A 17998-nucleotide genomic window follows, 5' to 3' on the forward strand; every position below is an offset into this window, starting at 1 on the left:
AATACCTCGGGGGGTCCGGGGGGCAGCGCCCCCCGGCGGATCGACGCGCGACGCGCGGCGAAACCGGTCAGCCCCGCAGCACCCCGCCCGTGGCTTTCGCGACCTTCTCGACGATCTTCGCGCCCACCGCCTCGATCTCTTCCTCGGTCAGCGTCTTGTCACGAGGCTGCATCCGAACGCTCAGCGCGACGGATTTCTTGCCCGCCCCCATCTGCGCCTCGGCCTTCTCGCCGGCGAACTCATCGAAGATGCGCACATCCTCGATCAGCTTCTTGTCGGCACCAGCAGCGGCATTTGCAAGGTTCACCGCCTCTACGCCCGCATCGACCACGAACGCGAAATCCCGTTCCACGGCCTGAAGGTCGCTCATATCCAGCGCGCCGCGGCTCGCGCCAGCGCTGCGCGGCATGGGGATTTCCTCAGGGAACAGGGTGAAGGCCATCGCCGGCCCCTTCACATCCATTTCCGCCAGCACCTTGGGGTGCAGCTCACCAAAGATGCCAAGCGTCTTCTTCGGTCCAAGGCAGATGCGCCCGTGACGGCCCGGATGCCACCAGCCATCGCCATCGCGCAGAATCTGCACCTTGGCGGGCGCGCCCATGGCAGCCAGCACCGCCTCAACATCCGCTTTCACGTCGAAGACATCGACCGGTCGACGGGTGCCATGCGGATCGCGCGGGCCGCTTTGGCCGATCAGCAGTCCGGCGACCTGCAAATGCTGTTCCGTGGGTTCGCCCCCGTGAAAGGCCGCGCCGACCTCGAACAGGGCGAGGTCCATGAACCCGCGCGCCTGGTTGCGGGCGGCGGCTTGCAACAGGCCGGGCAACAGACCGGGGCGCATATGGCTCATCTCGCTGGAGATGGGATTCTCCAGCATCACGTCATCCGTGCCCCCGCCAAAGAGCGCCGCAGAGGCCTTGTCGATGAAGCTGTAGGTCACGCATTCGTTGTAGCCAAGCGCCGCCACCGCCCGCCTTGCCGCGCGTTCACGCTGCTGCATGGGCGTCAGAACAGCCTTCGGCACGCCCGGTTTCGGGCGGCGCAGCGGTTGCGGTTCCAGTTTGGTCAGGGACGCGATCCGCGCGACCTCTTCCACCAGATCCGCCTCGCCCTGCACGTCGCGCCGCCAGGACGGCACCCAGACCTCCAGAACGTCGCCGGAGCCTGTTGCCGAGAAGCCGAGCGCGGTCAGGATGCGCGCCTGCTCTTCCTTCGGGATCTCCATGCCCACAAGGCTGATCACCCGCGCGGTATCGAGCTTGTAGCTGCGCGCGGTATTGAGCGCGGCCCCCGCTTCGACAACCTCCGACGCCTCGCCGCCGCAGAGATCGAGGATCATCCGCGTGGCCGCTTCCAGCCCCGGCAGGGTGTATTCCGGGTCGACGCCGCGTTCGAACCGATATCGCGCGTCGGAATGGATCTTCAGATCGCGGCCCGTATAGGCGGTGCGGATCGGGTCCCAATAGGCGCTCTCAAGGAAAACGTTGACCGTTTCCTCGGTGCAACCCGTGGGATCGCCGCCCATGATGCCCGCGATGCTTTCCACCGCTTCATCATCGGAAATGGCGATCTGGCCAGCGGCGAAGGTGTATTCCTTGTCGTCCAGAGCGACCAGCGTCTCGCCGCCCTTGGCCTTGTGCACCCGCAGGTTGCCCTTGACCTTGTCGGCGTCGAAGACATGCAGCGGGCGGTTCTGATCGTAGGTGAAGAAGTTCGTCACATCGACCAGAGCCGAGATGGGCCGCAAGCCAATGGCGCGCAGACGGTCCTGAAGCCACTGTGGCGAGGGACCGTTCTTCACACCCCTGATCAGGCGGCCGGTGAAATGCGGGCAATCATCCAGCGTGTCGGCGTCGATGCTGACCCCGATCGGGCACGGAAACTGGCCCGGGACGGTCACGTCATCGAGCGGCTTCAGCGTACCAAGGCCGCGCGCGGCCAGGTCGCGGGCCACGCCGCGCACGCCAAGGGCGTCCTGCCGGTTGGGCGTAATGGCGATCTCGATTACCGGGTCGACCTTGGCCGGATCGTTTGCCGCCAGCCAGTCGACGAAACGGTCACCCACCTCGCCCGAGGGCAGTTCAATGATGCCGTCATGCTCGTCGGAAAGCTCCAGTTCGCGTTCCGACGCCATCATGCCGTAGCTCTCGATCCCACGGATCTTGCCGACGCCGATGGTGATGTCGAGACCAGGGATATAGCTGCCCGGCTTGGCCAGAACCACGGTGATTCCGGCCCGCGCATTGGGGGCGCCGCAGATGATCTGCATCTCGCCTTCATCGGTCTCCACCTTGCACACGCGCAGGCGGTCTGCCTCGGGATGCTTCTCGGCATGGGTGACCTTGGCGAGGGTAAATTCCTTCAGACGCGAAGCGCGATCTTCGACCCCTTCGACCTCCAGCCCGATATCGTTCAGCACCTCGCAGATCTCGTCCAGCGAGGCGGTGGTGTCCAGGTGGTCCTTCAACCAGGAGAGGGTGAATTTCATCGTTTTCGTCCCTTGCGTCTGTCCCGCCCGCGCTTAGCGCAGTTGCGGACGGAATGGAAGCGGCGGGCGCAGATTGAACCCTGTGCCACGCTCAACCGACACACAAGCGATGATGCGGGGGTTGCACCCCAACTGAAAGGAGCTTTCATGCGCCCCCTTACGATCCGTGCCGCCGCTTTGGCGGCCCTTCTCGCCGCGCCCGCTGCCCATGCGGACATGGTGATCATTCAGCAGGGTCATTTCCCTGGGCCCTCCGCCTTTGCGAATCCCATGCCGCAAGGGTCTGCCTTTGGCATGGCCGAGGCCTTTATCCGTGACATGGCCGCTGAGCGCTTTCCGCAGGCGGCGATGCTTGGCCATCCTGTGCCGGATCATCCTCTGGAACCGCCGGTTCTGGTGGAAGATGCAGACGGCGATCCGATCCCCTTCGCAGGGGGCTGGACGCTGACCGAAATCATGGATGACGAGGCCCTGCCCCTGTCTTTCGATGCCGATCTGCTGGCCGTGACCGAGTTCAATGTCGATATCGACGGCTCGTTCAGTGCCTATGCAGGCTGCAATCGGATGTTCGGAGAAATCACCATGCGTGATGGCCTGATCGCTTCGGCCGAATATGGCATGACCCAGATGGGTTGCCTTGGTCCCCTGGGCGATCTTGAAAACGCCTTCATGCGTGTTCTGGACAGTGCTTCCCTTGTGGCCATGGGGCCCGAAATGCTGGTGCTGCTGGACGGCGAAGGTGACAAGCTGGCCGAGTTTGCCCTGCGTGTCGAAGCGCCCTAGGCGGACAGACTGACCAGCCAGTTCCGGATCTCGGTAACCCGCTGATCCGGCTGCAAATCACCGGGCGCGGCCCCCAATTGGCGGGCCGCGCCCGCATCTGTTTCGGCCCGTCGGAACGCCTCGCAAAGCGCATCCGGGTAGTCCCCTACATGCGGCAGGATCGCGGCCATCAAGCGCGGCGATATCTCGGGGTGATACTGCACGCCCCAGAACCGCTGTCCGTCCTGTTCATAGGCAAAGGCCTGCACCGGCGAATGGGCATTACCCGCCAGCAGAACCGCGCCCTCCGGCAGGCGTGTGACCTCGTCGCGATGCACGCAGGGCACCGCATAGCCATCCTGCCGCCCCGCCAGAAAGGGATGGTCGCGGCCTGCGTCGGTCAGGTGAATGTCGCGCGCAAGCCCGTCTTCACGGCCATTGGGCGAGGTGCCGACCGCACCGCCGAACATATACGCGCCCAGTTGCATACCATTGCAGGAACCGTAGGCGGGCCGCCGCGCGTCAAACACCGCGCGGGCGACGGCGCGCAGCGGTGCGGCGCGGGGGTCGTCCACGCCCCAATCCACACCGGACCCGGTGAAGATCACACCATCCACGCCCTCCAGATCCGGGATCGCATCGGGATCGGCATAGGGGTTAGAAACCGTGATTTCTATTGCGGGATCAATGGCTTGCACAACCTCCCGAAAGGTTCGCACATCATCTATGGGCAGCTCGGGTGGATTGGAATCGACGATCAGGATTTTCATTGACCACCGACAATGGGCTCGGCCCTGAGGGACCGGGTCAGGTCCTCGTCACAATCACCCAGAAGCACGGTGAAGGCGGACGGAAAGCCCATTTCATCGAAGGCAATCACGGCACGGCCCCAGGTCAGGCTGGTCATGCCACCGGGGCGGCCGAGGGCTGCGGCGCATTGCATGTCGCTTTGGCCCACCCAGTAGCCATGATGCACGCCACGATCGGTGAAATTGCCTGCAAGGCCGGGGAAAATCAGCTCTCCCGGCAGGCCGCCATAGTCGGAAAAGCTGAGGATCGCGGCGCCGTATTCATCGGCGAGATAGACGATTTCCCCGGTGTCGGAGGACCAGACCTCATCGGCCAGCGCAGGGGCGGCGAGGGTCAGGGCGAGGACGGCGGGGGTGAGAGATTTCAGCATGGTCAGGCTCCGGGTTGGGGACGAGGAAGCCTAGCGCGGGACGCGGGTTTGGCAAAGCGCGGAATGCCCGAAAAGAGGGGGGTGCCATGCGTACACCCCCTGTGCAGACAAAACGGCGATCTGATAGAGGCCCCGCCCATGCCGTTTGCGCGGGGAAGAGGTTTCGAAACCTCTTTGAAAGGGCCTTCGAAGGCCCCTCCCCCGCGCGGGGTGAGAGGGAGGTGCTATGGATCGGAGGGGGTGCAGGTGTCAGCCGCCCGAGCCGCGCATCGACGGGCCGCGGTGCGGCGATCCCCACGGTGGGGCGGGGTGGTTTATGGCGGCAAGATCCGCGGGTGATTGGAGCTTTACGCAGGTGGCAGACAAATCGCCGTGCCGGGGGGCGGCCCGGCGATGCGCGGCGGCCTTCGGCCTTGATTCCGCGCGGGCGGAGTTAGCCACGGCAGTATTGGGTGAACACCCATCCTATCGAACCACTTGACGAAATGGACCTCACACCCCCGAATGCACCGCCGGTACGTCGAGCGCGCTGAACCCGTAATGCCTCAGCCACCGCAGGTCTGAATCGAAGAACGCCCGCAGATCGGGGATGCCGTATTTCAGCATGGCGATCCGGTCGATGCCCATCCCAAACGCAAAGCCCTGCCACTGGTCCGGATCGACCCCGGCGGAGCGCAGCACATGGGGGTGGACCATGCCCGACCCAAGCACCTCCAGCCAATCGTCGCCTTCACCCACCTTCACGGTGCCGCCTTCCCAGGAACACTGGATATCGACCTCTGCCGACGGTTCGGTGAAGGGGAAGTGCGAGGCGCGGAAGCGGGTACGGACCTTGGCGCCGAAATAGGCCGAGAAGAATTCCTCCAGCACCCATTTCAGGTTCGCCATGGAGATGTCCTTGTCGATGGCCAGCCCCTCGACCTGGTGGAACATCGGCGTATGGGTCTGGTCGTAATCGGCGCGATAGACGCGGCCCGGCGCGATCACGCGGCAGGGGGTGCCGTGGGCTTCCATATAGCGGATCTGCACCGGCGAGGTGTGGGTGCGCAGCACGTGGGGCGGGCGATTGTCGCCCTCTTTGCGATGCGTATAGAACGTGTCCATCTCGGCCCGCGCAGGGTGGTGGCCGGGGATGTTCAGCGCGTCGAAATTGTACCAGTCGGTCTCGATCTGCGGGCCTTCGGCGACGGCGAAGCCCATATCGGCGAAGATTGCGGTGACCTCTTCGGTGACCTGGCTGACCGGGTGAATGGTGCCCTGACGGCGATGGCGGGCGGGCAGGGTCACGTCGAGCCATTCGGCGCGAAGGCGTTCATTCAGCGCAGCATCGCCAAGGGCGGCCTTGCGGGCGGCGATGGCGGAGTTGACCTCGTTCTTCAGCGCATTCAGCGCCGGGCCCGCGACCTGGCGTTCCTCGGGCGTCATCTTGCCAAGCTCTCGCATCTGCAGGCTGATCTCGCCCTTCTTGCCAAGGGCCTGCACGCGCAGATCTTCCAGCCCGGCCTCATCGGCCACATCGGCAATGGCCTTGAGGTACTTTTCGCGCAAATCGTCCATGGTCTCGCCCTTCGTCGCTTCGGCAAGACTGCTAGCCAGCCAAGGCCCGGAATGCAAGCGGCGAGCGGCGGATCAGTCTGAGGAGATGGCCCAGGTGGTGGAGCTGAACAGCAACAGGGCTATGGGCAGGTCATAGGTGACGGTCGGGGTCGCGCAGTTGCCGTATGCGTCCCGGTCGTGGCAGTCGCACCCCGGCAAAAACAGAACTGCCACAAGGGCAACCCCACATCCGATCCGGGAAATGCGGCTGCGCGTCGTTCCTTGATCCGGTGTCCTCAGCATTGCCTCACGCCCTCCGGGGCCCTGCGCATTCTGTTTTGCTCCTGAATGCTCATGGGGATGATACCGACCAGATCGGTGCCGTTACGAAAAGAAAATCGATGACCCAATCCGGGGTTCCACAACCGACAAAATTGCCATCCCCGTCGTAGTAGGAGCCAAGTGCCGAGTCCTCGGTGCAGGAATATCCTGCGCAGCCAGATAGCACCAAAGCCAGCGCCACGGCTAATCCGGCAGGACGCATCAGCCTTCTGCTTGCCTTCAGGAGTTCAGAACTGGAAGGCATAGCCGATCGCTCCTGTCAGGCTGTTGCCGGAAAAGGCGGGGTTGTTAGCGCTGACGTCGTGGTAGGTGACGGTTGCGGTGATGCTGCCGGTTTCGCTCAGGCGATAGACCAACCGGCCAGTGAGGGTGGTGACGGTCTGGTCCGCGCGTCCGCCCGCCACCAGATCGGTGAAGCCCATGCCGGTATCGCGGTCGGATATGCTGACATCGAGCGCCCCAAAGAGGTTGGCCGCCAGCGGGCCGCTAATCCCGGCGCTGAGGCGGAGCCCGTCATAGGACCAGTCCGATCCATTGGCATCATTGTGTTCCAGAGCGATCCCGGCGCGGAAGGCCACCCCGCCGGGTGCGCTCGTATAGACAAGTCCGAGCCCCGCCTCGGCATAATCGGCATCTCGGTCGCGGGTGGGCTGCGGGAAGACGACACTGAAATCATTGTTCTGGTAGAGCAGGTGCCCGTCCACGCGTAGCTGAGGCGAGGCCTGGTAGCGCGCATCCAGACGCAGTTGATGGCTGGTCAGCCCGAGGGCCTCGACATCGGCGTCGCTTTCGTGGCGGAACGTGTAGCTTGGCAGGATTTCAAGCCGCCCGCCCGGACCGCCCGGCGAGTAACGGGCAAAGAGCGTGGCCGAGACCGCAGCGTTGGAGTAGGCGCTTGGGTCATCCGTGCCGGGGGGCATTCCGGCGGGCTGGTCGCCAAAGTAGCGGGTCGCGCTGATCCCGCCGATCACCCCGAAAGACAGCGTGCCGCTGCCGGGCCATTCGTAGGCCGCACCGATGCTCAGGGTGGCGAAGGAGGCGGCCTGTTCGCCGCCCGGGGGAAAGAACAGGGACTGGTCCGCTACGAAGAGCACATTGTCGTTGAAACCGTAGCTGAGGCTGGCCTGCCCCACGAGTTGCCCCATCGGCAAAGTGGCGGGCGGAGCGACGGTGGGAACCGTTTCGTTCGCCGAAGCCATACCGGCGCAGCAGAGCGCGCACCCCAGCGCGACGGCCGGGTAGGAAGATCTTGTCATGGTGCTGTCCCCCAACACGGGGGGGCTGCCCCCGCGCCATCGTTTCTTTCAGACGACCCGAGAGTATCGCGCCACGGCAGCCGCCTCTATGGGCCGAAAGGGGGGGAAAAACACGGTCACGGAGCTGCGGCATTGCCTTTTGACCCGGACTGCGCTTGGCTTGGTGTCACATTGGGGTCGGTTGGGGGCCAGCCATGGATGTTACGTTGCGCAATCTGCGCGAGGTTTATCAGCTCTTGGACGCCTGCCTGCGATACGGAAACGATCCGACCGGCTGGCGGCAGACCCTGGCCGAAGGGCTGCGCGACCTGTTTGGCGGTATCAATTCCCATTGCGGCGAATATGCCTTCATCAACGATCCCGCGCGGGCGGGGGTGCTGGATTTCGTGGCCACGGACTGGCCGACGCCCGAGCAGGCACACAGTTTTGCCCGCTATCAGGTCTCTGGGCGACATGTGCACGATCCTCTGTTCGCGGCGATCCAGGCACGGCGCAAGCAGTTTCTGGTGACGTCGATCACCGATCTTATGCCGCCCGAAGACTATTTCCGGGGTGCCTTCTACCGGGACAACATGGCCGAGGCCGGGATCGGGGATTTCCTGATCGCCATTGCCCCGATCCGCGGGGGAAAAGGCCCCCCGCGCTCGGTCATGCATGTCTGCGTTCGCGGACGCGAGGATCCGTTCTTCACGCCCGAGGACCGCAAGCTGATGCGGGTGCTGACGCTCGGGCTGATGCGATTGGTGGGCACCCGGCTGGCCGACAGCCAGTCACCGGTGCACGGCCTGACAACGCGTCAGCGCGAAGCCCTGGCGCAGCTGCTGACAGGCGCCGGGCTGGCCGAGGCAGCGCGGGCCATGGGGGTCAGCCAGGGCACGTTCAAGAAATATGCCGCCGGGCTCTATGCCCTTTTCGGAACACGGGGGCGGGCCGAATTGCAGGCCCGTTTCGCCAATTCCGATGGCATTCGGCTGGCTGGTGTCGCGGCCAGGCCGATCCGGGGCCGCATTCGCCGCGCGGGGCCGCCGATGGCGCAACCCTGGGACTCTCCCGATCACCTGCTGCGTCGGGAGTGACAATCAGGACAGATCATTCTCCGACTCATCCCCGGCTTGGGGCGCAAGCGGCTCGGCCTCGTCCTCACCATCCTGCAGCACGGCGGTTTCGGGTGTGGTGATTCGGGCCGGGACCGAGGGCTGGAAATCGCCCTTGTCTTCCTCGGCCACCGCGGCGCGGCGGCTGATCCGCCAGAGCGTGAAGGCGATCATCACCACATGGCCCGCGATGGTGGTCAGAAACAGCCCGCGCGGGCCGAGCGGCCCCATGACCCAGCCCGCCAGAAGCGGCCCTGCGATGGCTCCGAGCCCGTAGACCATCAAGAGACCGCCCGAAACCTGGATGGAGGTGCCCGGCGGCGCGTGGTCATTCGCGTGGGCCACGATGATGGGGTACATGGCGAAGATCGCCGCGCCGAAGACGCTGGCGAGGATCAGGTTCAGCATCTGGTCGGTGGGCTGCAACAGGGCGAAGGTGCCATCGGCGGCAAGCGCCAGAAGGCCCGTCAGCACCAGAACTTTACGCCGGTCCATCCGGTCCGAGAGGATGCCGAAGGGGATCTGCGCCACCGCGCCCGCCAACACCGGCAGGCTGGCAAAGAGCGCGATCGAAGACAGATCGAGCCCGACCCGGTCTGCATAGACAGCCGAGAGCGTACCAAACGCACCGTTCGAGATGCCCACAAGAAAGACCGCCATCACAGCGACGGGCGAATTGCGCCACAGCGCGCGCAGGTCGAGCCGCACGGTTGTCAGCGGCGCGGGCGTCTGCGAGGTGGAAATGGCCGCGGGGATCAGCGCGAGACTGTAGAAGATCGCGCCAAGCGCGAAGAACAGAAAGCCCGACGCGTCGCCAAGCGCGATGACCATCTGCCCCGCGGTGCTGGCCGCGAGGTTGACCATGGAATAGATGGCGAAGATGCGACCCCGCGTCGATGGCTCGGCCCTGTCGTTCAGCCAGCTTTCCACGATCATCGCCGCGCCCGCGAAGCTGAAGCCAGATACCGCGCGCACCGGAATCCAGGCCCAGGCCTCGACCACCAGCGCCTGGCTGAGAATGGCGATGGAGGCAACGGCGCACATCACCCCGAAGGTGCGGATATGACCCACCGAGGCCACGAGGCGCGGGATGTAGAGGCAACCCAGGACATAACCGATGGCCCATCCGGTGCCCAGAAAGCCGAGCGCGGCGGTGGAAAACCCTTCGGCCGATCCGCGTACGGGCAGGATAAGGCTGTTGATGCCACCCGCGAAAAGCAGAAGGGCCGAACCGAGGAGGAGGGCACTGATGGGAACGAGATGGCGATACATGGGGGCAGACTAGGGCCATTCGAGATTTGGGAAAAGAAGAGCCGTCACGGTTTTGTGCCGATCAGCCTTCCAAGTTGAAGAGCAGATTTCCGAACGCCACGACATGAAAGATCCTGACCAGCGGCACGAAGGTCTTGACCCTTTTCTGGATCTTCATGTGCGCGGTGCCCCCCTGTGTTGCTCTTGCCACGTGTCACCCGGAGTGTTGGGGCAGCGCGTGAACGGCACGCACTGCCGCGTTGAGAATGCGCATCACGCGGTCGCTGATGGTGATTGGGTCATCCAGAGAAGCCCCAGGAGAAGCAGCGCGGCGGACACAACGCAGGCAACCGTCCGAACGGAGTTCCAGAAGGTCCAGCGCGGCACGTAGGTCTGCAACCAGTACTCGCGTGCGGTGCCCGAGGTCGTCTCCATCCCGGCAAGGGCTTCGTTCATGGGAACGTTGAAGAAAACCGTGACGCCGAAACATCCGATCAGATAGACCAGCCCGGCCGTCATGATCAGCGCCCCCGCCGGCCCAGTGAGCCCGAAGCCGCCATAGGCCGCGACGGCGACCGAAACGGCAGCCATGCCTAGAAACAGCGTCATGAAGACCCAGCGAAACACTTCGCGATTGATGACTTGCATGGCCTCGACACCGCCATGGCCGCCGGTCTGCGCGAGCGACCGCATGATGAAATCGGAAAAGGCCAGAAACACGCCGCCCACGAGGGCATAGGCGAGGATTGAGAATTGCATGAGAAAGTAAAAAACAGTCGACATTGTCGGAACTCCTGATTGGGGTGGCGCGGCAGGACAGCGATGCCTCCCGCCGCAAATGGTGAGGGTCAGGCGGCGGCAGACCAGGCGCCTGCGGTCATTGCGGTCTGCGCAAATTCGGTGAAGTCGCGAGGCTTGCGTCCCAGGGCGCGCTCGACACCATCTGCCGTGTGGGCGTTACGTCCATCCAGCGTTTCGCGGGCGATCTGCGTAAAGACCTCGGCCACGAAGTCGCCACCGGCGGCCGCGACATTGGCGTGAAAGTCGTCAAACGTGATCGGGATATGCTGGATGTGGCGATCCAACGTCGTGGACAGCACCTCGGCCATCTCGGCGAATGTCATCAGGCGCGGGCCGGTGACTTCGTAGCGCTCGCCGATATGCCCGTCTTCCGTCAGGGCCGCGACCACCACGTCAGCGATGTCGTCAATGTCGATGATGGGCTCCTTGATGTCACCGCCGGGCATTGGCAGCACGCCGCCCAAGATCGGGTCACGCAGATATCCTTCGCTGAAATTCTGCGCGAACCAGGCCGCCCGCACGATGGTATAGGGCAGGCCCGAATCGCGGACGATCTCTTCGCCCAGGGTGGCGAAATGCTCGCCACGGCCGGACAGCAGGACGATGTGTTGAAGTCCGCTTTCGCGTGCAACCCTGGTAAAGGCCGCCAGCTTCTCGACAGCACCCGGAAAGGCAAGGTCGGGGAAATAGGTGACGTAGGCCTTGGAAACGCCAGCCAGAACGGGTGCCCATGTGGTTGGGTCTTCCCAATCAAAGGGGGTTTCGGACCGCCGGGCACCGCGCCGCACGGCGACGCCTTTTGCCTCGAGCTTGCTGGCAACGCGGGAGCTGGTTTTTCCGGTGGCACCGATAACGAGAATGGGTTGATCAGTCATGGTCTGTCTCCTTGGGTCTGGTTGATGACCAAGGATTAGAAAGACCAAGGGCTGCGGGTATTGACAGCGCCTGCCATGGTTTTGACATCCGCTGCCAATCGGATCTCGGGCAAGATGTTGCCACAAACGAAAGACGGCGCTGGAATGCCCAGCGCCGTGCTTCTCGGTCACTCTGACCTGATGTGTTCATTCGGTTTCATACAGGGTGAATTGCATGTCCGCAGCTTCTTCACGCAGAGGCTTGCAGGCGGTGTACTCAGGCGAGGCAAACCATGTCTTGGCCGTGGCGGCGTCGGGAAAGCTTACGATGGCGATGGAGTGCTTTTCTTCGTTCCCGACCAGCGCGCTGACCTTGTCGCCAATGGCAACAAACTCACCCCCATGGGCAAGCACGGTCGGACCCGCCGCAGTGGCATAGGCGTCCATCTTCTCGGCATTCTTTACGTCGAAACGTGCAACGATAAGTGCGGTCATGTTCTGTCTCCTTGGATCAAGCTGATGACCAGGGATTAGACCGCCCGAGGGGCGCCGGTATTCACCGCGGCTGCCAAGGTTTTGACATTCGCCGCCAATGCGGCGTGCCGCAAGACACTTACCCAAGAGATTTCCGATAGGCCGCCGGTGTCACGCCCATCCATCGCTTGAATGCGCGATTGAAGGCGCTTTGCTCGGAATACCCGGTGAGGAACGCGATCTCGGACAGCGAATAGCGTTCTTCCTGCAGCATGGCCGTGGCGATCTCGCGCCGGGTTTCTTCGGTCAGGGTCTGAAAGCTGAGACCGTGTTCGGCAAGGCGTCGGTGAAAGGATCGGGCGCTCAGGCCCAGCCTGCGCGCGATGTCTCCCATCTTGGGCAGGCCTTCACTCAGTGCCCGGGCGATTTCGCCCTTGGTCTGTGTATGCAAGGCGGGCGTATCGTCGATCTGCGCAAGTTCCTGGTCAAGGTGAGACTCGAGAAACGCCGTGATGCCTTCATCCCCAAGGATATTTGGCTCGGAAAGGGACTGATGGGACAGAAGCATTGCGTCCCTGTCCGCGCCGAAATGCACGGGACAGCCGAAATAGGCTTCGTGATGTGCGATAGTATCTGGTGCTGGATGCCGGAAATAGACTTCGATCGGTGAAAACGGGCGCGGCGATACTTGCCGGCCGAGCGAGACGGCGCTCGCCATTGTGGCCTCAACCGAGATGCGCAGGCCGAGTCGGCGGAGACCTTCCCGACGCTGCACAAACAGCATTCCCCGAGGGGTCTGCACCAACTCGTATTGCGTGACACTGGTCCACAGGCGCCAATACCTTGCCACACGAGAGAAAGAGCCAAGCAAATTGGGCGCAGCCTTCCACGCAAGGCCAAGCGCGCCATACTCATCGGTGCGCATCGCCTCGGCAACAACCAATGGCAAAGGCGTTATATCCATTTGCTCGGCCATCAGCTCGATCATGCTGTAATAATCGTCGTCATCGAGCATGTGTTTAGGGTCCGGCGAGCCATCGACATCCAGACCGACGGAGTCAAGCACCGCCCTGGCATCGACGGCATTGCCCGCGACGCCTACAACCTTTCTGGCAAAAAGAGACGTTACCTGACCCATGGCGCAAGACTAATCCGGTCTATAGCGCGATCCAAGCCTGGCGAAAGCACAGCACGCATCACCCGGGTTCCAGTGCCGGCGGCGGCAAATGGAAGTGCTTGCGCATCCGGCGCGCAGGATTTTCGCGCGAGACGTGTGCGGGAAGGCGGATGCAAGGGGGGGACAGATAAGCCGCGCCTAACACCACGCATCTAATGAAAGAATTGTCCGTGGGAAACTTGGTGCCCAGGAGAGGACTCGAACCTCCACGACCTTGCGGTCACTGGCACCTGAAGCCAGCGCGTCTACCAATTCCGCCACCTGGGCAGGTGTCGTGACGGGGCAGATATCGCCACTGTCGGGGACTGTCAACGGGCCTCGATGCAAAAAAATGATTTCTTGCCGGGCGGGCGGTTCTGCCGCCCCCTGCCGGGACGATTTGCGCCTTGTCCTGCAAGGTTTGCCCGCGTATCACGGGCGCTAACTCGAGACCGGAGGGACTAGGCATGTCGAAACTCGTGACCATCTTTGGCGGGTCTGGATTCGTGGGCCGCTACATCGCGCGCCGCATGGCCAAGGAAGGCTGGCGCGTGCGTGTTGCCGTGCGCCGCCCGAACGAGGCGATTTTCGTGCGCCCCTATGGTGCCGTCGGGCAGGTCGAACCGATCCTGGCCAATATCCGCGATGATGCCTCTGTCGCCGCCGCGATTGCCGGGGCCGATGCGGTGGTGAACTGCGTGGGTGTCCTGACCGAGCGGGGCAAGAACAGCTTCGAGGCCGTTCAGACCGAAGGTGCGGCGCGGATTGCGCGTTTGGCGGCTGAGGCCGGTGTCGGTCAGTTGGTGCATCTGTCCGCCATCGGCGCCGATGCCGAGTCCGACAGTGATTACGCCCGCAGCAAGGCCGAGGGTGAAGCCGCCGTGACGGCGCATTTCCCCGGTGCCGTGATCCTGCGCCCCTCCGTCATCTTCGGAACCGAGGACGAGTTCTTCAACCGCTTCGCCAAGATGACCAAGTTTGGCCCGGTTCTGCCGCTGGTCGGTGGCAATTCGCGGTTCCAGCCGGTTTATGTGGATGACGTGGCCAGGGCCGCTGTTGCCGGTGTTCTGGGTCAGGCCGAGGCCGGTGTCTACGAACTGGGTGGCCCTGATGTGGAAACCCTGCATGACCTGATGGTCAAGATGCTCGACGTGATCCGCCGCCGCCGCCTGATCGTGAACCTGCCATTCTGGGTTGGCTCGATTATGGCTTTCGGCTTTGGCGCGATGCAGGCGCTGACCGTGGGGCTGATCCACAACGGCATTCTGACCCGCGATCAGCTGCGCCAGTTGCGCCGCGACAATGTGGTGTCGGACGGGGCCAAGGGCTTTGCCGACCTGGGAATCGAGCCCACGGATATGGATGCAGTTCTGGCAGAATACCTCTGGGTCTATCGCCCCGGTGGTCAGTATTCCGCACTTCAGGACAGCGCCCGCAACCTGCGCAACACCTAAGTGTAGGCGATCACCAACAGAATCACGCCAAGGATCACCCTGTAGATCACATATGGGGTGAAGCTGACGCTGCGCAGCAGCCGCATCATGAAGGTCAGCGCCGCGAGGGCTGCGACGAAGGCCATGGCGGCGGCGATGGCGCCGTTCTTGGCGGCCTCTGCGTCTGCCGTGGCGATGACCTCCGCCCCAAGCAGCACGCCCGAGGCAAGGATCGTCGGGATCGACATCAGCATCGACAAACGCGCTGCGTCATGGCGCTCATATCCAAGATACCGGGCCGCGGTGATGGTGATGCCCGACCGGGAGGTGCCGGGGATCAGCGCAATCGCTTGCCAAAGCCCCATGATCAGCGCATGGCGCAAGGTCCAGTGTTGGGCCTCCAGGGACTCATCCCCTTTCTGGTCGGCCCAGTACAGCACCAGCCCGAAGACCAGCATGGTCCAGCCGATCACGGTCATGGAGCGCAGCGAGTCGTCCAGACCGGTGAGTTTCAGTGCCAGCCCTAAGAGGATGACGGGGATTGTCGCGAGGATCAGGCCCATCGCCAACCGGGCCTCGCCAGTATCGCGCCGCGCGGTGGCAAGGTGACCCAAGCCAATAACCGCCGCGCCAACATCGCGCCAGAAATAGAGCACCACGGCCCCGAGCGTTCCGACATGCACAGCCACGTCGATCACCTGTCCCTGGTCCGCCATGCCCGTCAGCTCGGGCAGGAGAATCAGGTGCCCGGAGGACGAGATCGGCAGGAATTCTGTCAGGCCCTGGATCACGGCAACGATAAATAAATGAAAGAGTGTCATAGTCGCGGTCCGTGAGCCTGCTGAGAGAAGAGCGTGTAGCCATTTGAAAAAACGTCGTTTTTCAATATATAAGTCAGTATATGTGACTTATATTTGCAAACCTTACCGGTGTGGAGCATGTGGGCAGCGCTGCTTTCTGAATAATAGGTCAGCATTGCTGTCTTTTCATGTCCCGAGAGCTTGGTTATAGGGGCCTTCCTAGCTGATCCCAAAGGAACCGGAAAGGCACGCCATGGCTGTTGAGAAGATGCTGAAATTCGTGACCGTGGGCAAGTCCATGCCCGAGAAACGCTCTGCCGAGGAGCGCGCGCATGATTTCAACGAAATTTATGGCGAATACGCCGCCGCCAAGGCAGAGGAACAGGCCAGCCGTTGCAGCCAATGCGGCGTGCCATATTGCCAGTCGCATTGCCCGCTGCACAACAATATCCCCGACTGGCTGCGCCTGACCGCGACGGGCCGGTTGCAGGAAGCCTATGAAATCAGCCAGGCGACCAATACTTTCCCGGAAATCTGCGGCCGCATCTGCCCGCAGGACCGTCTGTGCGAAGGCAATTGCGTGATCGAACAGTCGGGCCATGGCACCGTGACCATCGGCTCGGTCGAGAAATACATCACCGATACCGCGTGGGAACGGGGTTGGGTCAAGCCGATCACCCCCGCACAGGAGCGCCCCGAAAGCGTGGGCATCATCGGCGCGGGCCCCGGCGGTCTGGCTGCCGCCGACATGCTGCGCCGCGCCGGGCTACAGGTCACGGTCTACGACCGCTATGACCGTGCGGGCGGGCTGCTGACCTATGGCATCCCCGGCTTCAAGCTGGAAAAAGACGTGGTCATGCGCCGCAACCAGCAACTGGAAGCGGGCGGGATCACCTTCGTGATGAACTGCACCGTGGGACAGGACATCAGCTTTGCCGAGATCCGCGAGAAGCACGATTTCGTGGTTATTGCGACCGGTGTCTACAAGACCCGCGATCTGGCTGGCCCCGGTGCGGGTGCCGCGGGCATCGTCCGTGCGATTGACTACCTGACCGCGTCGAACCGTCTGAGCTTCGGTGACAGCGTGCCGGAGTTCGAGTCGGGCGAGCTGAACGCCGAGGGCAAAAAGGTCGTCGTGATCGGCGGCGGCGATACCGCGATGGACTGCGTGCGCACCGCGATCCGTCAGGGGGCGGAAAGCGTGAAGTGCCTCTATCGGCGCGACCGGGCCAATATGCCCGGCTCTCAGCGCGAGGTGCAGAATGCCGAGGAAGAGGGTGTCGAGTTCGCCTGGCTGACCGCGCCCAAGGGTTTTGCCGGCGATCCGGTGAGCGGCGTCATGGTGCAGCAGATGCGCCTTGGCCAGCCCGATGCCTCGGGCCGCCGCAGCCCCGAAGTTGTGGACGGCGCGGACTATGTGGAAGAGGCTGATCTGGTGATCAAGGCGCTCGGGTTCGAGCCTGAGGATCTGCCCGCGCTCTGGAACACGCCGGAGCTGGAAGTGACCCGTTGGGGCACCGTCAAGGCTGACTTCCGCACCCATGAAACCAACCTGCCGGGCGTCTATGCTGTGGGCGATATCCAGCGCGGGGCAAGCCTGGTTGTCTGGGCCATTCGGGACGGGCGCGAAGCGGCAGAGGACATCCTGTCGAAACTCGCCGCAAGCGCGGGGGTCGCGGCGGAATAGGTCGGAAAGAGGGGGTGCCACCCGTACACCCCCTGTACACCCCCCGTACACCCTGTGCAGACAGGATACGGAACTTGAAGACATACGGCTCGGGGCCGAACGGAATTAGGGAAGGACTGCTGACATGGTATGCTTGATCAATCGTTACCTCCTCACCACCGCGTTTACCGTTTCGGTCGCGGCGGGCTCTGTCGTTCCGGTTCAGGCTCAGGCTCAGCAAGGCACGACGGTGACCCCGCCGCCCGGATGCACCGCCTTTCTGACGACGCAATCGCGCGGCTGCGTGGTGTCCCACAACTGGACCTGCGAAGGCGACCCCGAAGGCACGCATTGGCGGTTGTCGATGGATGAGGACGGGCCGTTCTACCTATCCTTCACCGATGCCGAGTTCCGCTGGCTGCTGTCCTATGAATTGCGCAGCGGTGCCCAGAACACGCTGATCCAGCCAGAGGATGATCCCGCTTCGATCACCGATCTCTTTGCGACCGGCACCGATTCCATGTCCTTCTCGACCATCCACGAAAATGGCGCCGGTCAGCGCATTCAGCGCGACTATACCGGGTTCGACCGGCTGACCGGCGAGACCGTGGAAATCGACGGGCGCATTCTGAACCGCACGCAGTTTTCCTATGAATACGACCTGGGCGAAGGCCCGCGCCGCGTCGAGGGCGGCCAGTTCGTCAGCGAAGACTGGCGGATGTTCTTCGGCGGGGTTGAGGTGACAACCCTGCCCAATGGCGAAACGCGCGAAAGTGACAACTCGCCCATGGATTTCGCAGAACCCGGCGAGCCCGGCTTTCTGAGCGCGACGCCGCTTTATGACTGCGGGGACATGATGTCATGAGGTTCCCCGCCAACCTGAATTCCGGACGGGCCGCGGCCCG

General features: G+C 63.3%; 17 protein-coding genes and 1 tRNA gene. 5 read left to right on the plus strand and 13 right to left on the minus strand.

Annotation, left to right across the window (positions count from 1 at the left end; translation table 11 throughout):
* Window positions 1–67 precede the first annotated feature (67 nt).
* Complete coding sequence (gene pheT, locus ACOOEX_RS17740) at window positions 68–2488, minus strand: phenylalanine--tRNA ligase subunit beta (RefSeq protein WP_420396068.1); 2421 nt, start codon at window positions 2486–2488, stop codon at window positions 68–70.
* A gap of 147 nt (window positions 2489–2635) precedes the next feature.
* Between pheT and ACOOEX_RS17745 the strand changes: the two genes are divergently transcribed.
* Window positions 2636–3271: an META domain-containing protein gene (locus ACOOEX_RS17745; protein ID WP_420396069.1), complete on the plus strand. Its 636-nt coding sequence runs from the start codon at window positions 2636–2638 to the stop codon at window positions 3269–3271.
* On the opposite strand, the gene ACOOEX_RS17750 is transcribed toward ACOOEX_RS17745, so the two are convergent.
* From ACOOEX_RS17750 to ACOOEX_RS17770, 5 genes are all read right to left on the minus strand, one after another.
* Window positions 3268–4020 carry a type 1 glutamine amidotransferase gene (locus tag ACOOEX_RS17750; protein WP_420396070.1) on the minus strand — a complete coding sequence of 251 codons (753 nt, stop codon included), beginning with the start codon at window positions 4018–4020 and terminating at the stop codon, window positions 3268–3270. The two genes, ACOOEX_RS17745 and ACOOEX_RS17750, sit on opposite strands and share 4 nt — an antisense overlap.
* A complete protein-coding gene (locus ACOOEX_RS17755) occupies window positions 4017–4430 on the minus strand; it encodes a hypothetical protein (protein WP_420396071.1) in 414 nt (137 codons plus the stop codon). The genes ACOOEX_RS17750 and ACOOEX_RS17755 overlap by 4 nt, the downstream gene beginning before the upstream one ends.
* A gap of 492 nt (window positions 4431–4922) precedes the next feature.
* Window positions 4923–5987 (minus strand): phenylalanine--tRNA ligase subunit alpha, encoded by a 1065-nt coding sequence (gene pheS, locus ACOOEX_RS17760; RefSeq protein WP_420396072.1) that lies wholly within the window; start codon window positions 5985–5987, stop codon window positions 4923–4925.
* A 72-nt stretch (window positions 5988–6059) separates the two neighbouring features.
* Window positions 6060–6269 carry a hypothetical protein gene (locus ACOOEX_RS17765; RefSeq protein ID WP_420396073.1) on the minus strand — a complete coding sequence of 70 codons (210 nt, stop codon included), beginning with the start codon at window positions 6267–6269 and terminating at the stop codon, window positions 6060–6062.
* Between the two features lie 266 nt (window positions 6270–6535).
* Window positions 6536–7564 carry a hypothetical protein gene (locus tag ACOOEX_RS17770; protein WP_420396074.1) on the minus strand — a complete coding sequence of 343 codons (1029 nt, stop codon included), beginning with the start codon at window positions 7562–7564 and terminating at the stop codon, window positions 6536–6538.
* A 194-nt stretch (window positions 7565–7758) separates the two neighbouring features.
* Between ACOOEX_RS17770 and ACOOEX_RS17775 the strand changes: the two genes are divergently transcribed.
* The gene (locus ACOOEX_RS17775) at window positions 7759–8640 is read left to right on the plus strand and encodes a helix-turn-helix transcriptional regulator (protein ID WP_420396075.1); all 882 of its coding nucleotides are present in this window, start codon (window positions 7759–7761) and stop codon (window positions 8638–8640) included.
* Window positions 8641–8643: 3 nt separating this feature from the next.
* On the opposite strand, the gene ACOOEX_RS17780 is transcribed toward ACOOEX_RS17775, so the two are convergent.
* The 6 genes from ACOOEX_RS17780 to ACOOEX_RS17805 all read right to left on the minus strand — a co-directional run bounded on the left by ACOOEX_RS17780 (window position 8644) and on the right by ACOOEX_RS17805 (window position 13482).
* Window positions 8644–9930, minus strand: coding sequence for an MFS transporter (locus ACOOEX_RS17780; protein ID WP_420396076.1), 1287 nt, complete (start codon window positions 9928–9930; stop codon window positions 8644–8646).
* A gap of 252 nt (window positions 9931–10182) precedes the next feature.
* Window positions 10183–10692 carry a DUF1772 domain-containing protein gene (locus ACOOEX_RS17785; RefSeq protein WP_420396077.1) on the minus strand — a complete coding sequence of 170 codons (510 nt, stop codon included), beginning with the start codon at window positions 10690–10692 and terminating at the stop codon, window positions 10183–10185.
* 65 nt (window positions 10693–10757) lie between these two features.
* Window positions 10758–11585, minus strand: coding sequence for an NmrA family NAD(P)-binding protein (locus tag ACOOEX_RS17790; RefSeq protein WP_420396078.1), 828 nt, complete (start codon window positions 11583–11585; stop codon window positions 10758–10760).
* Between the two features lie 186 nt (window positions 11586–11771).
* On the minus strand, window positions 11772–12059 hold the full coding sequence (locus tag ACOOEX_RS17795; protein ID WP_420396079.1) for a DUF1330 domain-containing protein: 288 nt from the start codon (window positions 12057–12059) through the stop codon (window positions 11772–11774).
* Between the two features lie 118 nt (window positions 12060–12177).
* Window positions 12178–13176 carry an AraC family transcriptional regulator gene (locus tag ACOOEX_RS17800; protein ID WP_420396080.1) on the minus strand — a complete coding sequence of 333 codons (999 nt, stop codon included), beginning with the start codon at window positions 13174–13176 and terminating at the stop codon, window positions 12178–12180.
* Between the two features lie 219 nt (window positions 13177–13395).
* Window positions 13396–13482: transfer RNA gene (locus ACOOEX_RS17805), tRNA-Leu, on the minus strand.
* Window positions 13483–13661: 179 nt separating this feature from the next.
* On the opposite strand from ACOOEX_RS17805, the gene ACOOEX_RS17810 reads away from it, so the two are divergent.
* Window positions 13662–14648 carry a complex I NDUFA9 subunit family protein gene (locus tag ACOOEX_RS17810; protein WP_420396081.1) on the plus strand — a complete coding sequence of 329 codons (987 nt, stop codon included), beginning with the start codon at window positions 13662–13664 and terminating at the stop codon, window positions 14646–14648.
* Here the strand turns inward: ACOOEX_RS17810 and ACOOEX_RS17815 are convergent.
* Window positions 14645–15448 (minus strand): undecaprenyl-diphosphate phosphatase, encoded by an 804-nt coding sequence (locus ACOOEX_RS17815; RefSeq protein ID WP_420396082.1) that lies wholly within the window; start codon window positions 15446–15448, stop codon window positions 14645–14647. The genes ACOOEX_RS17810 and ACOOEX_RS17815 overlap by 4 nt on opposite strands.
* A gap of 232 nt (window positions 15449–15680) precedes the next feature.
* On the opposite strand from ACOOEX_RS17815, the gene ACOOEX_RS17820 reads away from it, so the two are divergent.
* Both ACOOEX_RS17820 and ACOOEX_RS17825 read left to right on the plus strand, forming a co-directional pair.
* On the plus strand, window positions 15681–17114 hold the full coding sequence (locus ACOOEX_RS17820; protein ID WP_420396083.1) for an NAD(P)-dependent oxidoreductase: 1434 nt from the start codon (window positions 15681–15683) through the stop codon (window positions 17112–17114).
* A 124-nt stretch (window positions 17115–17238) separates the two neighbouring features.
* Window positions 17239–17958: a hypothetical protein gene (locus ACOOEX_RS17825; RefSeq protein WP_420396084.1), complete on the plus strand. Its 720-nt coding sequence runs from the start codon at window positions 17239–17241 to the stop codon at window positions 17956–17958.
* Window positions 17959–17998: the final 40 nt, after the last annotated feature.

Source organism: Nioella sp., assembly GCF_965215655.1.
Classification (GTDB): Bacteria; Pseudomonadota; Alphaproteobacteria; order Rhodobacterales; family Rhodobacteraceae; genus Nioella.